General features: G+C 65.6%; 22 protein-coding genes and 1 tRNA gene. 10 read left to right on the top strand and 13 right to left on the bottom strand.

Features of this window, described 5'->3' with window-relative positions; all coding sequences use genetic code 11:
* Position 1 precedes the first annotated feature (1 nt).
* Positions 2-808, bottom strand: a complete 807-nt coding sequence (gene murI / locus PLO63_09110) for a glutamate racemase (GenBank protein ID HOI74292.1) — start codon at positions 806-808, stop codon at positions 2-4.
* Between the two features lie 55 nt (positions 809-863).
* Entirely contained in the window at positions 864-2,036 is a 1,173-nt protein-coding gene (locus PLO63_09105) for a class I SAM-dependent RNA methyltransferase (GenBank protein ID HOI74291.1), read from the bottom strand.
* Positions 2,037-2,199: 163 nt separating this feature from the next.
* Between PLO63_09105 and PLO63_09100 the strand changes: the two genes are divergently transcribed.
* Genes PLO63_09100 through PLO63_09075 form a run of 6 tightly spaced genes read left to right on the top strand, consistent with a single transcriptional unit; the run spans position 2,200 to position 7,892 of the window.
* Positions 2,200-3,357, top strand: a complete 1,158-nt coding sequence (locus PLO63_09100) for an iron-containing alcohol dehydrogenase (GenBank protein HOI74290.1) — start codon at positions 2,200-2,202, stop codon at positions 3,355-3,357.
* 45 nt (positions 3,358-3,402) lie between these two features.
* Positions 3,403-4,605, top strand: a complete 1,203-nt coding sequence (locus PLO63_09095) for a DegT/DnrJ/EryC1/StrS family aminotransferase (protein ID HOI74289.1) — start codon at positions 3,403-3,405, stop codon at positions 4,603-4,605.
* A 32-nt stretch (positions 4,606-4,637) separates the two neighbouring features.
* Positions 4,638-5,651 carry an ADP-glyceromanno-heptose 6-epimerase gene (gene rfaD / locus PLO63_09090; protein HOI74288.1) on the top strand — a complete coding sequence of 338 codons (1,014 nt, stop codon included), beginning with the start codon at positions 4,638-4,640 and terminating at the stop codon, positions 5,649-5,651.
* A 2-nt stretch (positions 5,652-5,653) separates the two neighbouring features.
* The gene (gene kdsB, locus PLO63_09085) at positions 5,654-6,400 is read left to right on the top strand and encodes a 3-deoxy-manno-octulosonate cytidylyltransferase (GenBank protein ID HOI74287.1); all 747 of its coding nucleotides are present in this window, start codon (positions 5,654-5,656) and stop codon (positions 6,398-6,400) included.
* Between the two features lie 35 nt (positions 6,401-6,435).
* The gene (locus tag PLO63_09080) at positions 6,436-7,353 is read left to right on the top strand and encodes a lysophospholipid acyltransferase family protein (protein HOI74286.1); all 918 of its coding nucleotides are present in this window, start codon (positions 6,436-6,438) and stop codon (positions 7,351-7,353) included.
* Positions 7,354-7,382: 29 nt separating this feature from the next.
* Positions 7,383-7,892, top strand: coding sequence for a periplasmic heavy metal sensor (locus PLO63_09075; protein HOI74285.1), 510 nt, complete (start codon positions 7,383-7,385; stop codon positions 7,890-7,892).
* Positions 7,893-7,997: 105 nt separating this feature from the next.
* Here the strand turns inward: PLO63_09075 and PLO63_09070 are convergent, their stop codons facing one another.
* From PLO63_09070 to PLO63_09020, 11 genes are all read right to left on the bottom strand, one after another.
* The gene (locus PLO63_09070) at positions 7,998-8,441 is read right to left on the bottom strand and encodes an AsnC family transcriptional regulator (protein HOI74284.1); all 444 of its coding nucleotides are present in this window, start codon (positions 8,439-8,441) and stop codon (positions 7,998-8,000) included.
* Between the two features lie 47 nt (positions 8,442-8,488).
* Positions 8,489-8,887, bottom strand: coding sequence for an EF-hand domain-containing protein (locus PLO63_09065; protein HOI74283.1), 399 nt, complete (start codon positions 8,885-8,887; stop codon positions 8,489-8,491).
* A gap of 89 nt (positions 8,888-8,976) precedes the next feature.
* Positions 8,977-10,101, bottom strand: a complete 1,125-nt coding sequence (gene ahbD / locus PLO63_09060) for a heme b synthase (GenBank protein HOI74282.1) — start codon at positions 10,099-10,101, stop codon at positions 8,977-8,979.
* A gap of 65 nt (positions 10,102-10,166) precedes the next feature.
* Entirely contained in the window at positions 10,167-11,141 is a 975-nt protein-coding gene (gene hemB, locus PLO63_09055) for a porphobilinogen synthase (protein ID HOI74281.1), read from the bottom strand.
* Between the two features lie 18 nt (positions 11,142-11,159).
* Positions 11,160-12,338: a 12,18-didecarboxysiroheme deacetylase gene (ahbC, locus tag PLO63_09050; GenBank protein HOI74280.1), complete on the bottom strand. Its 1,179-nt coding sequence runs from the start codon at positions 12,336-12,338 to the stop codon at positions 11,160-11,162.
* Between the two features lie 125 nt (positions 12,339-12,463).
* Positions 12,464-13,255: a hypothetical protein gene (locus PLO63_09045; protein ID HOI74279.1), complete on the bottom strand. Its 792-nt coding sequence runs from the start codon at positions 13,253-13,255 to the stop codon at positions 12,464-12,466.
* A 391-nt stretch (positions 13,256-13,646) separates the two neighbouring features.
* On the bottom strand, positions 13,647-15,170 hold the full coding sequence (gene cobA / locus PLO63_09040; GenBank protein HOI74278.1) for a uroporphyrinogen-III C-methyltransferase: 1,524 nt from the start codon (positions 15,168-15,170) through the stop codon (positions 13,647-13,649).
* Between the two features lie 32 nt (positions 15,171-15,202).
* Positions 15,203-16,147, bottom strand: coding sequence for a hydroxymethylbilane synthase (hemC, locus tag PLO63_09035; protein ID HOI74277.1), 945 nt, complete (start codon positions 16,145-16,147; stop codon positions 15,203-15,205).
* A 23-nt stretch (positions 16,148-16,170) separates the two neighbouring features.
* Positions 16,171-17,439, bottom strand: a complete 1,269-nt coding sequence (gene hemA / locus PLO63_09030) for a glutamyl-tRNA reductase (protein ID HOI74276.1) — start codon at positions 17,437-17,439, stop codon at positions 16,171-16,173.
* A gap of 4 nt (positions 17,440-17,443) precedes the next feature.
* The gene (ccsA, locus tag PLO63_09025) at positions 17,444-18,259 is read right to left on the bottom strand and encodes a cytochrome c biogenesis protein CcsA (protein HOI74275.1); all 816 of its coding nucleotides are present in this window, start codon (positions 18,257-18,259) and stop codon (positions 17,444-17,446) included.
* 4 nt (positions 18,260-18,263) lie between these two features.
* A complete protein-coding gene (locus tag PLO63_09020; protein ID HOI74274.1) occupies positions 18,264-18,911 on the bottom strand; it encodes a bifunctional precorrin-2 dehydrogenase/sirohydrochlorin ferrochelatase in 648 nt (215 codons plus the stop codon).
* A 159-nt stretch (positions 18,912-19,070) separates the two neighbouring features.
* On the opposite strand from PLO63_09020, the gene prmA reads away from it, so the two are divergent.
* The 4 genes from prmA (at position 19,071) to PLO63_09000 (ending at position 21,466) form a co-directional block, all read left to right on the top strand.
* The gene (gene prmA, locus PLO63_09015; protein ID HOI74273.1) at positions 19,071-20,033 is read left to right on the top strand and encodes a 50S ribosomal protein L11 methyltransferase; all 963 of its coding nucleotides are present in this window, start codon (positions 19,071-19,073) and stop codon (positions 20,031-20,033) included.
* Complete coding sequence (locus PLO63_09010; GenBank protein HOI74272.1) at positions 20,030-20,815, top strand: RsmE family RNA methyltransferase; 786 nt, start codon at positions 20,030-20,032, stop codon at positions 20,813-20,815. The genes prmA and PLO63_09010 overlap by 4 nt, the downstream gene beginning before the upstream one ends.
* Positions 20,816-20,820: 5 nt before the next feature.
* Positions 20,821-21,318: an RDD family protein gene (locus tag PLO63_09005; GenBank protein HOI74271.1), complete on the top strand. Its 498-nt coding sequence runs from the start codon at positions 20,821-20,823 to the stop codon at positions 21,316-21,318.
* A 72-nt stretch (positions 21,319-21,390) separates the two neighbouring features.
* Positions 21,391-21,466 (top strand) — tRNA-Phe (locus PLO63_09000).
* Positions 21,467-21,502 lie beyond the last annotated feature (36 nt).

Here is a 21,502-nt window from a genome sequence, read left to right as displayed (position 1 = left end):
CTTAGAGTTTCACCAGCTCGACGTGGGCGATCGTCCTGCCGAGAAACCGCTCGGCCATGGTCTGGAACCGGAAAGGAACGTCGCTGACGTAGCAGGAATAGGACGGCTTCTCCCGGAGCGGGTTTCCCAGGTGCAGTTCCGCCAGGAGGTCCGCCGTGGCCTCCGCCATTGCCTCCCCCGAATCCACCAGGTGAACCTCGGGACCGGCGATCTCTCCGAGCAGGGGCTTCAGCAGCGGATAGTGGGTGCACCCCAGGACGAGGGTGTCCAGGTGCTCCGCCAGAACCGGCTTCAGGTATTCGTTGGCCGTGATCCGCGTCACCGGGTGATCAAGCCATCCCTCCTCCACCAGCGGTACGAACAGCGGACATGCCTGGGAATAGATGCGGGTCGCCGGATCGAGGGCATGGATGGCCCGGGCATAGGCGTTGCTGTTGATCGTGGCGGGAGTCCCGATGACACCGATATGGCGGGAGCGAGTCTCCCGGACGGCGGAACGGGCTCCGGCATCGATAACGTCCAGGACCGGCACGGGCGAGCGGCTCCGCACGGCATCGCCGGCCACGGCGGCGACGGTGTTGCAGGCGATGACGAGGAGCTTGACCCCCTTCTTCAGGAGGAAGTCGGAGATCTCGATGGCGTATTGAGACACCGTCTCGACGGACTTGACGCCGTAGGGAACGCGGGCCGTGTCCCCGAAATAGATGATATTCTCGAAGGGCAGCCGCTCCATGAGGGCCCGCACCACCGTCAGCCCCCCCACGCCGGAGTCGAACACGCCGATCGGCTGCCTTGTCATGTCTCCCATAAATCGCTCCTCGCCGAAACCGTCCTTTTCTTCTTACCCTACGAACGGCGAAAATTCAAACGCCGCGGTCCGGCTTCCGGCTGCCTTCATACAGATCGTACAGGAGGAGCCGGCACTCGATGTCCCCGTTGTAGAAGGGGATTCTCCGGCTGGTTCGGAGTCCGACCCGCTTGGCCAGGGCCAGGTTCCCCGTGAAGACGGCCCCGGTGTAGCCCCGGCAGGATTTTTTGAGAAAGTCGCCGACGCGACGGTACAATTCCCCCAGGCCGGCCTGGTCGCCCAGGCGCTCCCCGTAGGGCGGGTTGAAAACAGCGAGGCCGCCTCCCGGAGGCACCTCCGTCCGCATGAAATCGCCGGCGGAGAAGGAGATGTGCTCCTCCACCCCGGCCCGCCGGGCGTTCTGCCGGGCCGCTGCCACGGCCTCGCGGTCGATGTCGGTGGCGACGATCCGACCCCGGAAACTGCGCCTCGCTTCTTTCCGGGCCTGGCGGAGGAGGGCGTCCCATTCCTTGTCCGGGAAACCCCGGACGGACATGAACCCGAAATGCTCACGATGCAGTCCCGGAGCCCGGTTCAGGGCCATCAGGGCTCCCTCGACGGCCAGGGTTCCGCTTCCGCACATGGGGTTGACGAGGTTCCCCTCCCCCTTCCAGCCCGCCGCCATCAGGACTCCCGCCGCCAGGGTCTCCTGCATGGGCGCGGCCATGGGGATCCGCCGGTATCCGCGGCGGGACAGGGGCTCCCCGGACGTGTGGAGAAAAATGTCGGCCCGGTCGCCCTGCCAGTGGACGTGAACCACCGCCCCGGTCCGCTCCGGTCCGGAATCCGGCCGGCGGCCTTTCCGGGCGGTCATGCGGTCCACGATGGCGTCCTTCGCCTTCATGTTCACAAAGCGGGAATCCTTGATGGTGGGGTGGTTCACCGTGCAGGTCACCGTCAGGTAGCCGTCCTCCCGGATGTATTCTTCCCACGGGAGGTCGGTGATCCCCCCGTAGAGTGCGCCCGGGCCGTCGGCCGCGACGGTATCGAGATGATACAGGACCCGGTGGGCCGTCCGGAGCCGGAGGTTCAGCCGCAGGCAGTCCAGAAGGGTGCCTTCCGCTTCCACGGCCGTGTCCGTCTCCATGCGGACGGGAACACCCAGCCCGGCGACTTCCTCAAGGAGGTAAGGAACCATGCCCCGGGCACAGGTGAGGACGATGCGGCGCGACGTCTTCCAGGGATTCATGGGTCCCCTCCTATCACACCTCCCGGAAAAGGCAAAGCAACCCGGGGTTTGCCCGGACCGGCGGTCCCGTTTTTTCCCTTTCCATCGAGTCCCTCATCATGTATAAGCATCCCTTGTTTCAACACCTTGGCCGCTTCGGCGGCGGAACTGGAGGAAAAAAACGATGATCCGACCGTTTACCTATACGGGGGCAAAAAAAATCGTTTTCGGCACGGGCTCCTTCCGCGGCCTGACTGACCACATCCGGGAACTGGGGGGGGTACGTCCCCTGGTCGTTCTCGATCACGCCCTTGCCGAGGCGGGCTTCCGGAAAACCGTGAAGGACCTGCTCGACAAGAGCGGCCTGCGCTATACGCTCTTCGACGGAGTGGAGCCGGAGCCGGCCCTGGAGCGGGCCGACGAAGGCGCCAAGGCCGCGCTGAAGGGCAAATGCGATCTCGTCGTGGGGATCGGAGGCGGCAGCTCCATGGACGTGGCCAAGGCCGTGGCCGCGCTGGCCGGCAACAAGGGCAAAGCCGTCGATTACCTGGGCCTGAACAAGGTCCCCGGCCCGGGACTCCCGACCATCATGGTCCCCACCACCGCCGGCACCGGCAGCGAAGTCACGTTCACGGCCGTCTTCGTCCGAAAGAACCTGAAGAAGAAAGAGGGCATGAACAGCCCCTACCTGTACCCCGAAGTCGCCCTCCTGGACCCGGAACTGACACTCAGCCTGCCCGCGCAGGCCACCGCCTCCACGGGGATCGACGCCCTCTGCCACGCCATCGAGTCGTACACCTCCATCAACGCGTCACCCATGAGCGAGATGATCTCCCTGGAAGCCGTCGTCCTCATCGCCGAAAACCTCAGGACCTGCGTCCACAACGGAAGCGACCTGGAAGCCCGGGAGCGCATGCTCCTGGGGAGCCTTTACGCGGGCCTCGGCCTGGCGAACGCCGGCGTCACGGCGGTCCACTCCCTCTCCTATCCCCTCGGCGGCGCCTGGGGCATCCCCCACGGGATGGCCAACACCCTGATGCTTCCCGCCGTGATGGCCTACAACCTCCCCGGCGCCATCGAGAAGTTCGCCGTCCTGGCCGATGCCATGGGACAGGAAGTGGAGGATCTCTCGATGCGGGACGCCGCAACGCTCGCCCTGGACGCGGTGGAGCTCCTCATCGAGGACTGCGGCCTCGCGATGACCCTGGAGGAATTCGGCATCGCCGAGAAGGACCTGCCGGCCCTGGCGGACGTGGCCCTCACCGTGGCGCGCCCCCTGGCCAACAACCCCCGGAACGTCACCCGGGAGGACGCCATCGACATTTACCGGGATGCCCTCTGAGCGTCCCTTCCCACGATCAAAAACGACAAGGATGGAGAAAAAGCCATGTCCGGAATGGAACTGATCGGCAACGAGGAGAAAAAGGAAGTTCTGGACGTCCTGGAGACGGGCGTCTTCACGCGTTACGGATTCGATAAGGAGCGGAAGGGCATCTTCAAGGTCCGCCAGTTCGAGGAGGAGTTCAAGCGTTATCACGGAGCCGCCCATGCCCTGGGCGTCACGTCCGGGTCGACGGCGCTGTCGGTGGCTCTCTCCGCCATGGGCGTGGGCCCCGGCGATGAAGTCATCGTCCCGGCCTTCACCTTTATCGCAACGTACGAGGCCGTCCTGGAGGTGGGGGCCATCCCCGTCGCCGCGGACATCGACGCATCCCTGAACATGGACCCCGATGACATCATCCGGAAGATGACTCCCTATACGAAGGCCGTCATCCCCGTCCACATGTGCGGCGCCCCGGCGGACATCGGCCGGATCCTGGAGACCTGCCGCAGCTCCCAGCTGATGGTCCTGGAGGACAACGCCCAGTCCGTCGGCGGCAGCTACAAGGGGAAAAAGCTCGGCACCTTCGGGGAGATGGGCACGTTCAGCTTTGATTATTACAAGACCCTGACCACCGGCGAGGGCGGGATGATCCTGACGGACCGGAAGGACCTCTACGACCGGGCCGACTGGTACCACGACCACGGACACGACCACAACCCGAACGTCAGCCGGGCCATGGAAGGCCGCACCATCCTCGGCTTCAACTTCCGGATGAACGAATTGCAGGGAGCCCTGGGCCTCGCCCAGCTCCGGAAGCTCGACTTCATCATCGCGGAGCAGAAGAAGAACAAGGCCGCCGTGAAGGAAATGCTGGCGGGCATCCCCGGGATCGGCTTCCGGGCGATCCCGGACCCGGACGGCGACACGGCGACGCACCTGTCCTTCCATTTCCCCACGGAGGCGCAGGCGGAGGCCTTCCAGGCGGCCCTCGGCGCGGGGGGCGTCGACACGGTCTGCTTCAAGAAGAACAAGTGGCACTACCTGGCCAACTGGGAGCACCTGATCGCCTGGTCTACGGCCAACCCGAAGAGCTTCCCCTTCACGAACCCCATCTACCGGGGGAAGGTGGACTACAGCATCCGCCAGTACCCGCAGGCCCACGACCTCCTGGGGCGGACCCTCTTCCTGGGCCTCCCGATCCGGATGCCCGAGGGGCGCCTGGAGCAGATCCGGGCGGCGGTGAAGAAGGCGGCCGAGGCCCTGTAGCGGGGCCGGGAAGCGCGAGAGGCGTTACAACCATGCGGAAGGAAGATGCGGGCATGATCGTCGTCACCGGCGGCGCCGGCTTTATCGGCAGCGCCTTCGTGTGGAAGCTCAACAGCGAGGGAATCGAGGACATCGTCGTCGTCGACCGCCTGGGGACCTCCGACAAGTGGAAGAACCTCGTGAACCGGCGGTTCGTCGAGTACATCCACAAGGACGACTTCCTCAAGATGATCTACGCCGACCAGGTGCCCTTCACCGTCCGGGCCATAGTCCACATGGGCGCCTGCTCGTCCACGACAGAGAAGGACGCCGACTACCTCTGGACGAACAACTACCTCTACTCCTGCCGCCTCGCCGACTGGGCGATCCGGAACGGCATCCGCTTCCTCTACGCCAGCTCCGCGGCCACCTACGGCGACGGCTCCCTGGGCTTCTCCGACGACGACGAGACCACAGCGCTCCTCCGGCCCATCAACATGTACGGCTACTCGAAACAGGTCTTCGACCTCTGGGCACTCAAGCGCGGGGCCGACCAGCATATGGCGGGCCTGAAGTTCTTCAACGTCTTCGGCCCCAACGAATACCACAAGGGCGACATGACGAGCGTCGTCTTCAAGGCCTTCCACCAGATCCGCGCCACCGGGAAGGTCCGGCTGTTCAAGTCGTACCGGCCGGAGTATCCCGACGGCGGGCAGATGCGGGACTTCGTCTACGTGAAGGACTGTGCGGAGGCGATGTGGTGGCTCCTGAACCACCGGGAGGCCAACGGGATCTTCAACCTGGGGAGCGGAAAGGCCCGGACCTGGAACGACCTGATGGCGGCGGTCTTCCGGTCCATGGACCGTCACCCGGCCATCGACTACATCGACATGCCCCCGGGGCTGGACGAGCAGTACCAGTACTTCACGGAAGCGAAGACGGAGCGCCTCGCCGGAACGGGTTGTCCTGTCCCGTCCACCTCCCTGGAGGATGCCGTGCAGGATTATGTCGCAAACCACCTTGCGCAGCGCGACCCGCACCTGGGCATGTGCTGCGCCATCCAGTGACCATGACCATCGCCGTCATCATCCCCTCGCGATACGAATCGACGCGCTTCCCGGGCAAGCCCCTGGCGGATCTGGCGGGGAAGCCCATGATCCGGCACGTCTATGAGCGCGTCCTTCAGTCCGGCACGGCAAGCCTCGCCGCCGTCGCCACAGACGATCCCCGCATCTTTGCGGCCGTCACGGCCTTCGGAGGGCGGGCCGTCATGACGGCGGAAACGCACCGCTCCGGCTCGGACCGGATCGCCGAGGCGGCGGGGATCCTGGGCCTCGCGGACGACGACATCGTCGTGAACGTCCAGGGCGACCAGCCCGTCTTCGAGCCGGTCCAGATCGACGAGGTCGTCGCGCCGCTCGTGAGCGACCCCTCCCTGCCCATGTCCACCCTCATCTACCGGATCCGGCGGAACGAGGAGATTACCCACCCGAACGCCGTGAAGACGGTCTTCGACCGGAACGGGAACGCCCTCTACTTCTCCCGCTCCACCATCCCCTTCGTCCGGGACCGGGGAAAGACGGCGGATTACTTCAAGCATCACGGCATCTACGCCTACCGGAAGCACTTTCTGGACACGTTCACCAGACTCCCCGAGGGGACCCTGGAGCGCCTCGAATCCCTGGAGCAGCTCCGGGCACTGGAGCACGGCTACCGCATCCGGGTTGTCATCACGGAGCACGACTCCATTGAAGTGGACACGCCCCAGGAGCTGGACCGGATCCGGCGGCTTCTGGAAGAAGGCGGATCATCCTGAAGGAGGCAGGAACCGGGAAGGAGGGAACGGAATCCATGGTGGACCTGGAGTATCTGAAGAACATCCGGCTGGTGTCCAATCCGCGGTCGCAGAAACTCGTGGCCAGGCTTTTCCTGACGCCGAACTACGAGATCTTCCGCAAGCTGGACATCCGGTTCGAGAACATCGAGCGCATCCCCCGCAACGAGAACGTCATCTTCGCCATGAACCACACGGACCGCTTCAACTACTGGCCCTTCCAGTACAAGCTGTGGCGGATGGAATACCCGTTCACGACGGTCTGGGTGAAGGGCAAGTACTACCGGAACGCATATCTGGCCAAGGGTCTGGACCTCTGCAACCTGATCCCGGTGCCCTCCATGGGCTACCTCATCGAGGAGTTCTACAAGAAGCGCTTCGGGAAGAAGATCGACCGGGAGGAATACCGGAAGATCCGGGACGTCATCGACGGGAAGTTTGAGGACCTGGAGGCGCACCGGAAGGCCCTGGCGGAAACGGCCCACCTGATGGGGGATTCCTTTGTCGAGTTTATCCGCGATCTTTACGAAAAAATCATGGCCAGGGTGGCGGACCTGAGCATCTACGCCCTCTTCGAGAAGGGGCTGAGTGTCATCATCTTCCCCGAGGGAACCCGGGGATCCCAGCTCGGGGAAGGGCGGACGGGGATCGCCCAGGTGGCGCTGCACACGGGGAAGACGATCGTGCCGGTGGGGTGCAACAACTCCGACGCCGTGTATCCCGGCAGCAGCCCGATCGCCCGGAGCGGATGGATCAACTACCGGATCGGCGAGCCCATCACGCTGGACAATCAGTTGAAGGAGTTCCGCATTTCAGAGAAATTCCAGCTCCTGTCCAGGGAGTCGCAGCAGAAGTACCGGGAACAGTTCGAAGGGGCCACTACCGTCATCATGAAGTCGATCAATGCACAACTGGACGAGAAATACCGGCGATGAGTACGGATCGATCGAGAAGGAGGAGAACCATGAGAAGCGGCATCCTTCAGTGGAGAATCCTGTCCGGAGCGGCGGCGGTTCTTCTGATCCTGCTGGCCGCCGTGACGGCCGCCTCCGCGGCCCCCGCCCGGAAGGGCGACAACGCCGACCGGCACTGGTGGGAGCGGCCGAAAGTCGTCAAGATGCTGCAGATCTCGGAGGAACAGGTCGGCCGCATCCGGCAGGCGACCCGGAGCGACCTCCGGAAAAGCGCCGAGCTGAAAAAGGCCTTCCGGCAGGAGCAGGACACCCTGGATCAACTGGTTGCCGCGGAGAAGCTGGACGAGAAGGCCGTCCTTCGTCAGACGGAAAAGCTGCTGTCGGTCCTGGCCGGGTTCACGAAAATCGAGGCGGAGATCCAGTTCAAGGCCCTGAAGGAACTCACGGCGAAGCAGCGCCGCGAGCTGATGGAGCTGGTTCGGACCAGGAAGGACTGGGCGATGGAAAAGATCCGAAAGACGATCCCGGAAGGCGAGAACGGGCGATCGACAGAGGATTGAGGCGGACCCGGTTTTGCGCGAAGCGATTCAAATGCAGCGGATGTGTCCCAAAGCCTGCTCCGGTGAGCAGGCTTCACCGGCCCCTCCCGTTTTGACACCCCGGATTTACAGCTCGAAGGTGGCGTCGATCTTGTAGGTTTTGACCGCTCGAAGGCTCAGGATCTCGATCCCCGTCTTCTCCCGGATTTCCGCAAGGGCCGTCTCCAGGGCCTCCTCGGACGGGGCGATGAAGGTGAACCAGCAGTTGTAGTCGTGGTCCCGGCGGTAGTGGTGGGTGACGCCGGGATAGGCGTTGACGGTATTCACGAAGGCGCCGGCCTTTCCTTCGGGGACCCGGGCGGCGCAGAGGGTGCTGACGAATCCCAGCTTCCGGGGATTGAAGGAGGCCCCGATGCGCCGGATCACCCCTTTCTCCCGGAGCACACGGACCCGGCGCAGGACCTCGCCCTCCGGGAGGCCCACGTTCTCCCCGACCGCCCGGAAAGGCGATGCCTCCAGGGGGAATTCCTTCTGGAGGATGTTCAGAATTTCCCGGTCTTTCCCGTCCATTGTTCCCCGGTGGTGTTGAGCGGCCCGGCCGCCCGTCAAGGCAATCGTCAGAAATAAACGCGGAACAGGGGACTGATCTCGGGCGCCCGGCGGACTTTGCTTTCCGGCACGTCAATGGAGCCGTCCCGGTTCCGGTCCAGGTACTGGAATCGTTTGTCTGCCGATTTCCTGAGCTCGTCCATGGAAAGCTTGCCGTCCTTGTTCCTGTCCAGGTCCTTGAACTTCGATCGCGCTCCCTGGATGGCCTTGAACTCCTGCTCGCTCAGGTATCCGTCCCGGTCCCTGTCGGCATCCTGAAACACCTTTTCCGCCGCCGCGTCGATCTCCTGGCGGGACAGCTTTCCGTCCTTGTCCGCGTCCATGTCCTGAAAGGAAGGCCCCGCGGCCAGGGCCGTCCCGGCCAGAAAGGTAAGGATCAACACCACCGTCAGCCACACGTTTTTCATCGTCTCGCTCCGTTCTCCCCATCGGCGCATCCCCTGCGCCCCGTTGTTCCGCTTCCTCCGGTCCGGGCATGCTCCCGGCCCGCCTTCTATCAAACGCCTCCCGGCTCGTAAATGCAGAGAGGCTCCTCCGCCAGGTAATCCCCCGTCGCCTCGTAGGCCCGGGCGCGGCAACCGCCGCAGACCCGGATGAACTCGCAGCGCCCGCACTTGCCGCCGTAGCGGTTCAGGTCCCGCAAGTCCCGGAAGACCGCCGAGTCCTTCCACACCGCCTCGAACCCCCGCTCCCGAATCTGCCCGCAGTCCACCTCCAGGTAGCCGCAGGGCTGGACCTGGCCGGTGTGCGAGATGAAGCAGAAGGCGCTTCCCCCCAGGCAGCCCCGGGTCACGGCGTGGAGGGGGTGGCCCTGGGGAGCCGATCCCGCTGCACCGCCGCGTGCCGTCCCGGCCGGACCGGCGCCCTCATCTCCCGACGTCTTCTTCCGCTGGCGCACGACCCGGAAATAGTGGGGGGCGCAGGTGGCCTTGAGCTGGATGGGCGCCCGATGCTCCTGCTCGGCGAACCACTTCAGGGTCTCTTCATACTCCTCCGCCGAGATGGCCTGGTCGGCCATCTCCCGTCCCCGGCCCGTCGGGACGAGGAGGAAGATATGGTGGGCCGCCGCCCCAATCCGGACGGCCAGATCGAGAATTTGCGCAATCGAAGCCCGGTTCGCCCGGGTGATCGTCGTGTTGATCTGGAATTCAAGGCCCGCCCGCTTCATGGCCTCGATGCCCGCCATGGCACCCGCGAAGGCCCCGGGGACGCAGCGGAAGGAGTCGTGGCTCGCCGCGTCGGCCCCGTCGAGGCTGATGCTGACCCGCTGGATGCCAGCCCCGATCATCCGCCGGGCCACGTCCTCTGTCACGAGGGTACCGTTGGTGGCGAGGACCATGCGCAGGCCCTTTTTCGTCCCGTACGCGGCCAGGTCGTAGACGTCATCCCGGAGCAGGGGCTCACCCCCCGTGAGGATGATGACGGGCCGGCTGAAGGCGGCGATGTCGTCCAGGAGCCGAAGCCCCTCTTCCGTGGTCAGCTCGCCCGGGTAGGGTCCCCGCTCGGAGGAGGCCCGGCAGTGGACACAGGCCAGGTTGCAGCGCCGGGTGATCTCCCAGGCCACCATGCGGAGCGTATCCTCCAGGATGGGCAGGCGCCTGTCTTTTCCGGTGTCAGCCATTCACAATCCGTTTCTTCGCCGCTCCCGGACGCCGGGAGCGGATGACGGAATCCCTTCGGAAAAACTCAGCGGGCGAGGACCTTCGCCGCCTCGGGGGCGAAATAGGTGATGATGATGTCCGCCCCGGCCCGCCGGATCGAGGTCAGGCACTCCATCATGGCCCGCTCGCCGTCCAGCCAGCCCATCTGGGCGGCGGCCTTGATCATGGCGAACTCGCCGCTCACGTTGTAGGCGGCGATGGGCAGGTCGAACTCCTCCCGAGCCCGGCGGATCACGTCTAAGTAGGCCAGGGCGGGCTTGACCATGATGATGTCGGCCCCCTCCTCCACGTCCAGGGTGATCTCCCGGATCGCCTCGTCCCCGTTGGCGGGGTCCATCTGGTAGGCCTTCCGGTCGCCGAACTGCGGGGCGCTCTCCGCGGCCTCCCGGAACGGCCCGTAAAAGCAGGATGCATACTTGGCGGAATAGGCCATGATCGGAAGATCGTCGAAGCCCGCCTCGTCGAGGCCGTCCCGGATGGCCCCCACCTGGCCGTCCATCATGGCCGAGGGTGCCACCATGTCTGCCCCGGCCCTGGCGTGGGACACCGCCGTCTCCGCCAGGACCTCCAGGGTCGAGTCGTTGTCCACGGACCCCTTCTCCAGCATGCCGCAGTGGCCATGGCTCGTGTACTCGCAGAGGCAGACGTCGGTGATGACGAGGATGTCCGGGACGCGGCTCTTGATCTCGCGGACGGCCCGCTGGACGACGCCGTCCTTCGCGAAGGCCCCCGTGGCCAGCTCGTCCTTTTTGTCGGGGATGCCGAAGAGGAGGACCGCCGGGATCCCCAGCTCCTTCGCCGCCTTCGCCTCCTGGACGAGATAGTCCGCGGACATCTGGAAGTTCCCCGGCATGGAGTGGATGGGCTTCTTGACGCTCTTTCCCGGGACGGCGAAGAGCGGGTACACGAAATCGTCCGCGGAAAGCCTCGTCTCCCGGACCATGCGCCGGAAATGCTCGTTTTTTCTCAGCCGTCTCGGCCGGTACAGGGGGAACTGCATCGTCGCCTCCTCCTTTTTTTACGCGATTTCCCGGTCCGACAGGTAACACGCCGGATCGGGCGCCCAGATGTCGCCCGCGACGGCCTCCGCCCGGGCCCGGAAGTTCCCGCCGCATACGCCCAGCCACCGGCAGGTGGCGCAGCGGCCCTTGACGTTGGGCTTCTTGTCCTTGAGCTTCGCCATCAATTCGTTCGAGGTGTCGGTCCAGATGGCGCTGAAGGGCCGCTCCCGGACGTTCCCGAAGGATACGCCCCGCCAGAACTGGTCCGCGTGGACGGCACCGTCCCAGCTCACGCAGCCGATGCCGTTGCCGGAGCTGTTTCCTTCGTTCATCTTCAGGAGCTCCAGGACCTCCGCGGCCCGGGCCGGGTCTTCCCGGAGGAGGCGCAGGTAGACGTAGGGGCCGTCGGCGTGGTTGTCCACCGTGAGGATCTCCTTCTCGAGGCCCTTCGCGAAGAGGTCCCGCGTCCGGTCCATGATCAGGTCCAGGAGCCACCGCGTCTCTTCGTGGGAAAGGTCCTCCTCCACGAGGGCCGAGCCACGGCCGGAATAGACGAGGTGGTAGAAGCAGCAGCGGGGGATGTCCTCCGCTTCGAGCAGGTCGAAGATGGCGGGGACGTCCTTCACGTTGTGGCGGTTCACGGTAAACCGGACGCCCACCTTGATGCCGGCATCGCGGGAGTCCCGGATTCCCCGGATCGTCCGCTCGAAGGTCCCGGGGACGCCCCGGAAGAAGTCGTGGGTCTCCTTCAGGCCGTCGAGGCTCACCCCGATGTAGGACAGGCCGATCGCCCGGAACGTGCGGATGCGCTCCGGCGTGAGCAGGGTGCCGTTCGTGGAGATGACGGCCCGCATGCCCCGGTCCACGGCGAACTGCGCCAACTCCGGCAGGTCCTTGCGGATCAGGGGCTCGCCGCCGGAGAAGAGGATCACCGGGGAGCCGAAGGACGCCAGGTCGGCGATCAGGGCCTTCCCCTCCTCCGTCGTCAGCTCGTCCCGGTAGGGGATGTTGCGGGAGCTGGAGTAGCAGTGGATGCACTTCAGGTTGCAGCGCCGGGTCATGTTCCAGACCACCACCGGCCGCTTGTCGGCGGAGAACTGGAGCAGGTGCGAAGGCAGGCGCTTCGATTCCCGGTTGTAGCGGAGGACGTCGGCGGCCTCCACGGCGCCGCAGTATAGTTTCGAAATTCCGATCATATTGCCTTCCCGTCCCGAAAGGGAAACATCTACCTACCGGAACCCCGGCCGGAAATCAACCCCGAGGACTTCGCAACGGGATGACCACGGCCGGGGCGTGACGTTTCCCCACATGACAGTCTTGATCAGTAGCGCCCCGGAGGGGGCGGGGCGAAGCCGTAGCCGTCCCACAGGCGGTTTCCGTGCTCCCGGTACCCATGGCCGCAGGAGATGACGTGCTTCCGGCAGAGGGTCTCCCGCCACTCGTACTTCACCAGGATCGTCTCGACGGCCCTCGCCTCCGGGTCGAATCGCACCTGCCGCGAGGGCGAATACTCTTCCCGGCCGTAGCCGGTGCCGGCGCTCTTGGACTCTTCCATCTTCATCGACGGTGCGGCCTGCCGGCGGGCCGCATCATGCTTCCCTTTGCCCAGGGGCGCCGACATGGAGAAGTCCATCTGCGGCTCGTAACGCCGGATCTCCGGATAGACCGCCACGGCGATGACGCCCATGGCGGAGGTGTCGCCAAAGGCGGCGGCATAGGAGTCGGGGACATCGGTGAAGTAGAAGCGATTCACGCGGTCCCGGCCGCTCCGCCAGCCGCTGTACTCGTTGGTTGCATAGGGTTCGAGGATGTACATCCGCTCCGTGTTCCGGAGCCACGACTTCCCGCCGGAGATGATGTTCCGGCCGTCCACGGCGACGACGACGCCGACCCGCCGGTCCAGCCGGTTGTGGACAACGATCCGGTAGTGATCGCCCCGGACGGCCTCGGCATAGACCTTCTTCAGTCCATACCGGCTCTTCTGCATGTGGAGGGGCAGGGTTCGGCCATCGTCGGTGACGATGCTCACGTCCACCGAGTCGCCGATGGAGGCCCAGGCGGGGCCCCCGGCCAGGACCAACAGCGCAGCAAAGACTGCAAACAGGGTTTTCATGACTTCCTCCTTCTTCCATCCTGGGATTTTGGGTGCTGCCTTTTGGGGGATTGGACAGGAGGAAGAAGGAAAAAGTTCCCGGAAAAAACAGGCGGATTCATTTTTATATGCGATATCCCGTCGCAACTGCATCGAAACGGACTGTTCAAAAAGGGTTGAATGCAAGGCGCCTGCAGTCCTGAGCCGCGAGGCGTACTGTCTGGTACGTCGAGCGGCGCGGGACAAGGGCAACGCAGCAGACGCCCTTTTTCAACAGCGCGCCAACACTACACCGCAAAACGAGCTGTTCAAAAAGGGTTGAATGCAAGGCGCCTGCAGTCCTGAGCCGCGAGGCGTACTGTCTGGTACGTCGAGTGGCGCGGGACAAGGGCAACGCAGCAGACGCCCTTTTTCAACAGTCCGTCCCCGAGAAGTGGGCTTCGATAGCTGCCACCATTCCGGGGATCGTATACTCCTGCTGATGGATGTGGATGGGCAGGCCGGCCTTCCGGGCTGCGGCGGCGGTGATGGGGCCGATGCAGGCGACCTTGAGGCCCGCGGGCAGGGCCTCCACTCCGCCCAAAATGTCCAGGAAGTGCCTGACCGTGGATGGGCTTGTGAAGGTCACGACGTCGGCCTTGCCCTCCGCGAAGATCGCCTCCAGTTCTTCCCGGGTCTTCTCCGAGCGGACGGTCCGGTAGGCCGTGACGACGTCCACGGTCGCCCCCATGGCGGCGAGCCCCTCGGGGATCACGTCCCGGGCCTCCGCCGCCCGGGGCAGGAGGACCCGGGCGCCCTTCAGGTCCACCTTCTCGAACGCCTTGACCACACCCTCCGAGATGTACTCCTCCGGAACGATGTCGACGCGGATTCCCCGGCCCTCGACGGCCGCCGCCGAGGCGGGTCCGATGGTGGCGATCCGGATGCCCCGCAGGTCCCGGACGTCGCCGCCTCGCATGCGGAGGCGGTCGAAGAAGTGCCGCACACCGTTGGCGCTGGTGAAGACGATCCAGGCATAGGCGGACAGGCTGTCCAGGGCCTTGTCCAGCCCTGACCAGTCCTCCGGCTCCGCGATCCGGATGACGGGGAAGTGGACGACCCGGGCGCCCTTCTCGTCCAAGAGGGCGGCGAACGATTCCGCCTGGGCCTCCGGCCGGGTGATGATGACACCCCGGCCGAAGAGGGGCCGGTTCTCGAACCACGAGAGCTTCTCCCGCAGGGCGACCACCTCGCCGACGACGAAGATCGCCGGCGGCTTGAACTTCCGCTCCCGGGCCAGTTCGACGATGGTTCCCAGGGTCCCCGCCAGGGTCCGCTGGTCCGGCGTCGTCCCCCAGCGGATCAGGGCCGCCGGGGTCTCCGGCTTTTTTCCGTTCCCGACGAGGCTCGCGACGATCAGGTGGAGATTCTTCACGCCCATCAGGAAAACCAATGTACCGATGCCCGCCAGGGCCTTCCAGTCGATGTCGCTCTGCTCCTTCGTGGGATCCTCGTGCCCCGTCACGAAGGCGAGCGTGGATGTGTACCCCCGCTGGGTCAGCGAGATGCCCGCGTAGGCCGGCACGGCCACCGCCGAGGACACCCCCGGGACGACCTCGAAGGGCAGCCCCGCCGCGGCCACGACCAGCGCCTCTTCCCCGCCGCGGCCGAAGATATAGGGATCACCGCCCTTGACCCGGGCCACCACGCGGCCCTGCCGGGCCTCCTCCACGAGGATCCGGTTGATCTCGTCCTGAACGAGGGTGTGGTCGCCCCCTTCCTTCCCGGCATAGATCAGCCTTGCACCGGGCTTCGCGTGGACGAGGATCTCCTCGTTGACCAGGTGGTCGTAGACGATCACATCGGCCCGGGCGATGCACCGCACGCCCTTGAGGGTGATCAGCCCCGCGTCCCCGGGCCCCGCGCCGATGATGTAGACGATTCCCTTCTCCGCCATCGAATACCTTCCTTCTTCTTTATATCAGGCGCTCAACACTGGCGGTAGACCAGATCCAGGATGGCCCGCCCGCCCCGGGAGAGCAGGTTCTCGGCAAGCTGCGTGCCCGCCGCCTCGTACTCCCCGAAGGGTCTGCGGACCTCGTCCCGGACGACCAGCCGGCCGTCCAGGTTGCTGATGAGTCCCTGGATGACCACGTCGCCGCCCTTCTTCTTCGCATGAGCCGCCACGGGAACCTGGCATCCGCCGCCGAGGCGCTGAAGAAAGGCCCGCTCGGCCCCCGCCTCGCCCCACGTGACCGGATCGTTCAGGAAGGCCAGGGCCTCCCCCGTCCTCCCGTCGCCCGTCCGGGTCTCGAGGGCGAGGACCCCCTGGCCCGCCGCCGGCAGGATGAGCTCTTCCGGCAGGAACTGGGTTACCCGGTCCATCCACCCCATCCGGCGGATCCCCGCCGCCGCGACGATGATCCCGTCCAGGCCCTCCGTCTCGACTTTCCGGATTCGCGTGTCCAGGTTCCCCCGCAGGGGAACGATCTCCAGGTCCGGGTAGATGCTGACGAGCTGGCACCGGCGGCGAAGGGACCCCGTGCCGATGCGGCTCCCGCGGCGGAGGTGCTCGAACTTGACGTTCCCCCTGGAGATCAGGACGTCCCTCGGGTCTTCCCGCTTCGGTGTGACGGAGATCGTGAGGCCCTCCGGCAGCTCCGCCGGCATGTCCTTCATGCTGTGGACGGCCAGGTCCACCTCCCCCCGGAGCATGGACTCCTCGATCTCCTTGACGAAGACCCCTTTCCCGCCGATCTTGACGAGGGCCACGTCCTGCATGATGTCGCCCTTCGTCTTGATGACGACCAGCTCCACGGCAAGGCCCGGGTGGCGCTCCCGGATCCGGTCGGCCACCCAGCCGCTCTGTTTCAGGGCCAGGGCACTGCCCCGGGTCCCGATTCTCAGCACGTTCGCTTCCAGAACATCCTCCATTTATCTATGTCCGCCGTCCGCCTTCACGTCTCCCCGTCCAGGCGGAACAGGCGGCGCAGGACCTCCGTGTACACCGCGGCGCCGTTCTCATGGGTCTCCTCCTTGAGCCCCGTGATGGGGTCGTGAAGGATCTTGTTCACGATGGAGGAGGCCAGGATCTGCACCCGCTCGCGATCGGCCTCGCTCAGCCCCTCCAGCCAGGAGGAGACGCGCTCCATCTCGCCCCGGACGATGCCATCCATCTTCTCCCGCAGGGAGACGATCGTGGGCACGACCTCCAGGGTCTGGTACCACCCTTCGTACCGGTCCAGCTCCTCGGCGACGATGTCCTCGGCCTTCCGCGCCTCGGCCAGCCGGCCTCGGATGTTCTCGTCCACCACCTCCTGGAGGTGGTCGATGTTGTACAGGTAGACGTTGTCGATGTCCCCCGCGGCGGGCTCGATGTCCCGGGGGACGGCGATGTCGATGAGGAACAGGAGCCGGTTCTTCCGGCGCCTCAGGGCCGCCGCCACCATCGGGGCCGTGACGACCCATCCGGCCGCGCCGGTGGAGCTGATGACGATGTCCGCCTCCTGGAGCGCCCGGGCCAGCTCGTCGATAAGAACCGCCTCGCCCCGGAACTCCTCCGCCATGCTGACGGCCCGCGCGTGGGTCCGGTTGACGACGAGGATCCGCGGGGCACCCTGGCCGATCAGGTGCCGTGCCGCCAGCTCCGACATCTCGCCGGCACCGATGAGGAGGATCGTCTTGCCCCTGAGGGTCCCGAAGATCTTCTTCGCCAGCTCCACCGCCGCGAAGCTCACCGACACGGCGTTGGCGGCAATGCCCGTCTCGGTCCGGATCCGCTTGGCCGTCCGGAAGGCGTGGTGCAGGAGCTTGTTCAGGACGGCCCCCGCGGCCTTCCGCTCCACCGCCAGGCGGTAGGCGTCCTTCACCTGCCCCAGGATCTGCGGCTCTCCCATGACGAGCGAATCGAGGCTCGCAGTCACCCGGAAGAGGTGCCGCACCGCCTCCCGGTCGTAATGCGTGTAGAGGCAGCGGTCCATCTCCTGCCGGTCCAGGTTCCCGTAGCGAAACACGAACCCGTGGAGCCCCTCCGCGGCCTCCCGGCCCCCGGCGCGGGCCAGGAGCTCCACCCGGTTGCAGGTGGAGAGAAACAGGGCCTCCTCGACACCGGGCACCCGCAGGACCTCCGCCAGGGGATCGCTCCCGTCCTCGCAGGTGATGCTCAGGCGCTCCCGGATCTCCAGGGGTGCCGTCTTGTGGTTCATGCCGACGAGAATCAGGCTCATGGCTTCACAGAAAGCGGTGGACCGTCGTGAAGAAGGTCTTTTCCACGACGAAGGTCAGGAGCAGGACGAGCAGGGCCGCCACCGAGTAGAGGGCCGCCTTGTGGCCCCGCCAGCCGATGGCCAGGCGCTGGTGGAGGAGGAGCGCCAGAATGGCCCACGCCAGGATCGTCCAGACCATCTTCGCGTCCCACTGCCAGGCGCTGCCCCAGACCACGCGGGCCCAGACGGAGCCGGCCAGGACGCCGAGGGTGAGCAGGGGGAATCCCCACAGGAGGCAAAGCTCGTTGATCCGGTCCAGGTCCCTGAGCGGGGGCAGGAAGCGGCTCAGGCGGGTAATTTTCTTCTCTTTGATCCGCTTGTCCTGGATCAGGTACATCAGGCCCGCCAGGGCGGCCAGGACGAACAGGGTCTCTCCTGCCAGCGACAGGATCACATGGATCGTGACCAGGGAGTGCTCCAGCTGGGGCGACGCCGCGACGGCCCCGCCGAGTCCCGTGGAGGAGACGATCATCATCACCGACGCCACCGGGGCCACGAAAATCCCCAGGACGCGGGTCTTGGTCCTGAACTGGAAGGCCAGGTATCCGCCCGTCATGATCCAGGCGATCAGGGAATGCATGTCGTACAGGCCCACCACAGGAGCGCGCCCGATGGCCATGCACCGCAGGACCAGGGCTCCCGCATGGATGACAAAGGCCGCGGCCAGCAGCCAGGTTGCGATTCGCGCCACATGGACGCGCCGCACCACGACCGAGGCGACATATGCCAGGGCGCTGAAAAGATAGGCGGCCAGGGCCGCCTTGAAAACCAGGATGTCCATGTATTCAGGGCCTCGAGTCGATGTCTTCCCCGGTCAGATCCCGGACCAGGGCCCGGACGCCCTCCCAGTCGCCGGTCCGGATCCGGTCCAGCACCCCGGAGCGGACCACGGACTCGAACAGGACCTTGTTCTCGGCAGCGGACCGCCCCCGGGCGGTCACCTTCCGCCGGAGCTCCGCCATGATCTCCAGGAGGACGGCGTATTCCGGTCCGAAGCATTCCTCCAGTTCCTCCCGGATCCGCTTCGCCAGGGCGGGGCTGCTCCCGCCGGTGGAAACGGCCACCATCAGGTCGCCCCGCTGGAGGATCGACGGCAGGATAAAATCGCAGCGCTCCGGGTCGTCCACGATGTTGACCAGGATGCCCCGGCGGCGGCACTCCCGGCTGACGGCGTCGTTGACATCCTCCCGGTCCGTCGCCCCTATGACCAGCATGGCCCCGTCCAGCTTCGACGGCTCGTACTCGGAATCGACGTGCTCCACCGTCCCGGCGCGGGCCATGTCCGCCAGGCGCGCCGTCAGCCGCCGCGACAGCACGGCCACCCGGGCGCCGCACTCCACGAGGCGCTCCACCTTGCGCTCCGCCACTTGGCCGCCCCCGACGACAATGCACCTTCTGCCGGCGATGTCCAGATTGACGGGATAGTAAACCATGGTTGTCCCCTTTGAGGTCCGGACCGCCTGGAAGGGCTCCGGCACGGACGGTGAAAAACCGCGTCGAGACGCTACCATGCCGGGTTTGAAAATTCAAGCTGCTTGAAATGTCATGGGAAACAGGTTATGAGAAGGCATCTTTCAGCGAAGGGAGAGGACATGCCGGAACGATCGTCCAAGGGGGAGGGAAAGCACGAACGATGGCTGAAGGTGTCGCTCCTGAGCCCGCCGGAGCTGTCGGACGCCCTGTCGAATTTCATGACCGAGCTGGGCGCCCAGGGCATCTACCAGGAAACCCCCGTGATCCAGGACGAAAACGAGGATTTCCCCGGCCTGTCCCCGGAGGAGACCATCTATGCCTTCCTGCCGGTGGACGTCCGGATGGAGAACCGGATCGCATCGCTTACGGTCTACCTGGAAGACCTCGCGGAGCTCTTTCCCGACCTGCCCGCCGTCCGCCTGAACCGGGAGATCATCGAGAACCCGGACTGGGGGGAGGCCTGGAAGAAGTACTTCAAACCCATCCGGATGAGCCGCAGCATCGTCGTCAAACCCACCTGGGAACGCTACGCATCCTCGGGCCGGGACATCATCATCGAGATCGATCCGGGCATGGCCTTCGGAACGGGGCAGCACCCGTCCACCCGCATGTGCCTGGAGGCCATTGAAGACCTGATGCTGCACGGCCGCCACGAGCTGAAATGGCACGTCCTCGACGTGGGGACCGGAACAGGGATCCTCGGGATCACCACGGCCAGGCTCGGCGCCGAGCGCGTCCTGTGCGTCGACGTCGACCGGAAGGCCGTCGAGGTCGCCCGGGAGAACGTGGCCATCAACCAGGTGGCCGATCGGGTGGCCGTGGTCAACCGGGACGTGGCGACCATCCGGGACTCCTTCAACCTGATCGTGGCCAACCTGACGGCCAAGCTCCTCCTCAAGCTGCGCGCCCACCTGACATCCCTCCTGGATGACGGGGGATGGCTCATCCTGTCGGGCATCCTGGAGCAGCAGCGGGGCGCCATCGAAGAGCACTTCGTCACCGACCAGCTCACGATCCAGCGGCTCGTGACGGAAAAGGAATGGATCTGCTTCGCCCTGAGAAAGGGAGGGGGCGGCGCGTGACCCGCCCGCGCATTTTCCTGGATTCCCTGCCGGAGCCCGGGGATACCCGGACCATCGACGATTCCCGGAGCCACTACCTGAAGAACGTCCTCCGCCTCAAGGAGGGGGAGGAGATCGTCCTCAGCGACGGACGAGGCGCCGAGTGCGAGGCCGTGGTTTCGTATTCCGACGGCGGACGGGCGGAGTTGACAATCCGGACCCGGGCCACCCGGAAAGCCCGGGCGGTCCCGATCATCGTTGCCCAGTCCCTCCCGAAGGGGGACAAGATGGACGCCATCATCCGGCAGGTCGTGGAGTTGGGCGTCCGGCGGATCGTCCCCTACCGCTCGGCCCGCAGCATACCCCGGCTCTCCGCCGACAAGGGCGCGGCGCGGGTCGCCCGGTGGCAGCGAATCGCCGAGGAATCGGCCCGCCAGACCGGCCGTGCCCACATCCCACAGATCGATCTCATCCTCTCCTTCGAAGCGCTGGTCCGGATGGCCCTTCCGGAGGGCGCCTGCCGCCTGATTTTCTGGGAGGAGGAGAAGGAGGCGGGATTCCGGGAGGCCCTGCGGGGCATCGGAGAAACAGCCGCGGCCTACTGCCTGATCGTCGGACCCGAGGGCGGGCTCACGGCCGACGAGGTCAGCCAGGCCCGGGAGGCGGGATTCCGGTCCGTCAGCCTGGGGCGGAACGTCCTCAAGGTGGAGACGGCGGCCCCGGCCGTCGTGGCCATGCTGCAGTACGAGATCGGCGGGCTCGGTGCGGCCGCAGGAGAAACAATCCCGGAGGAGGTCTCTTGAATTCGATGAACCCCTATGCCGGATTCTGGAGGCGGGCCTTCGCCATGTCGATCGACTGGACGATCCTCTCCACCATCGCCGTATTTCTGTTCATCACGGGGGCCGCGGCCCTCAATCTCTCCTGGCTTCAGGGGGGATTGGCCTGGCCGGAGGACATCTTCGCGTCGGTCTCCACCTTTATGCTCCTGTACTCGCTCGCCCTCCTGTGCATGAACTGCTTCTACTTCACGTATTTCCACGGCCTCACCGGGCAGACCCCCGGGAAGATGCTCTTCCGGATCCGGGTCGTCTGCCAGGACGGGACGCCGGTGACACCCGGCATCGCCTTCCTCCGCTGGGTGGGATACCACTTCTCGTCCATTTTTCTCCTGGGCTTTCTCTGGGTGGCCGTGGATCCCCGCAAGCAGGGCTGGCACGACAAGATCGCCGGAACGGTCGTGGTGGTCGGCGAGCGCCGCGAGAGCGCCCAGATGGCGCTGCCTCTCGGCCCATATTCGGGATAAAAAGCGCTTGACAAGAAAAGGGAGATTTACTACAAATCGCATCCCCAACGGGGGAGCAACCGATGCAAAAACGGGCCGGTAGCTCAGTCGGTAGAGCACCGGACTGAAAATCCGGGTGTCGGCAGTTCAATTCTGCCCTGGCCCACCATGACACAAAAGGGGTCACAGATTACGGTCTGTGACC

The organism is Syntrophales bacterium, from assembly GCA_035363115.1.
Lineage (GTDB): Bacteria > Desulfobacterota > Syntrophia > Syntrophales > PHBD01 > PHBD01.
The sequence above is the reverse complement of the archived record's forward strand: the minus strand, read 5'-3'. Positions and strand labels throughout refer to the sequence as shown.

Bases quoted from the DNA above. Each gene is read 5' to 3' on its own strand.
- PLO63_09100 (HOI74290.1), top strand. From the start codon at position 2,200: ATGATCCGACCGTTTACCTATACGGGGGCAAAAAAAATCGTTTTCGGC.
- rfaD (HOI74288.1), top strand. From the start codon at position 4,638: ATGCGGAAGGAAGATGCGGGCATGATCGTCGTCACCGGCGGCGCCGGC.
- PLO63_09080 (HOI74286.1), top strand. From the start codon at position 6,436: ATGGTGGACCTGGAGTATCTGAAGAACATCCGGCTGGTGTCCAATCCG.
- kdsB (HOI74287.1), top strand. From the start codon at position 5,654: ATGACCATCGCCGTCATCATCCCCTCGCGATACGAATCGACGCGCTTC.
- murI (HOI74292.1), bottom strand. From the start codon at position 808: ATGGGAGACATGACAAGGCAGCCGATCGGCGTGTTCGACTCCGGCGTG.
- PLO63_09105 (HOI74291.1), bottom strand. From the start codon at position 2,036: ATGAATCCCTGGAAGACGTCGCGCCGCATCGTCCTCACCTGTGCCCGG.
- ahbD (HOI74282.1), bottom strand. From the start codon at position 10,101: ATGGCTGACACCGGAAAAGACAGGCGCCTGCCCATCCTGGAGGATACG.
- prmA (HOI74273.1), top strand. From the start codon at position 19,071: ATGCCGGAACGATCGTCCAAGGGGGAGGGAAAGCACGAACGATGGCTG.
- PLO63_09065 (HOI74283.1), bottom strand. From the start codon at position 8,887: ATGAAAAACGTGTGGCTGACGGTGGTGTTGATCCTTACCTTTCTGGCC.
- ccsA (HOI74275.1), bottom strand. From the start codon at position 18,259: ATGGACATCCTGGTTTTCAAGGCGGCCCTGGCCGCCTATCTTTTCAGC.
- hemB (HOI74281.1), bottom strand. From the start codon at position 11,141: ATGCAGTTCCCCCTGTACCGGCCGAGACGGCTGAGAAAAAACGAGCAT.
- ahbC (HOI74280.1), bottom strand. From the start codon at position 12,338: ATGATCGGAATTTCGAAACTATACTGCGGCGCCGTGGAGGCCGCCGAC.
- hemC (HOI74277.1), bottom strand. From the start codon at position 16,147: ATGGAGGATGTTCTGGAAGCGAACGTGCTGAGAATCGGGACCCGGGGC.
- PLO63_09005 (HOI74271.1), top strand. From the start codon at position 20,821: ATGAACCCCTATGCCGGATTCTGGAGGCGGGCCTTCGCCATGTCGATC.
- PLO63_09095 (HOI74289.1), top strand. From the start codon at position 3,403: ATGTCCGGAATGGAACTGATCGGCAACGAGGAGAAAAAGGAAGTTCTG.
- PLO63_09070 (HOI74284.1), bottom strand. From the start codon at position 8,441: ATGGACGGGAAAGACCGGGAAATTCTGAACATCCTCCAGAAGGAATTC.
- hemA (HOI74276.1), bottom strand. From the start codon at position 17,439: ATGAGCCTGATTCTCGTCGGCATGAACCACAAGACGGCACCCCTGGAG.
- cobA (HOI74278.1), bottom strand. From the start codon at position 15,170: ATGGCGGAGAAGGGAATCGTCTACATCATCGGCGCGGGGCCCGGGGAC.
- PLO63_09020 (HOI74274.1), bottom strand. From the start codon at position 18,911: ATGGTTTACTATCCCGTCAATCTGGACATCGCCGGCAGAAGGTGCATT.
- PLO63_09045 (HOI74279.1), bottom strand. From the start codon at position 13,255: ATGAAAACCCTGTTTGCAGTCTTTGCTGCGCTGTTGGTCCTGGCCGGG.
- PLO63_09075 (HOI74285.1), top strand. From the start codon at position 7,383: ATGAGAAGCGGCATCCTTCAGTGGAGAATCCTGTCCGGAGCGGCGGCG.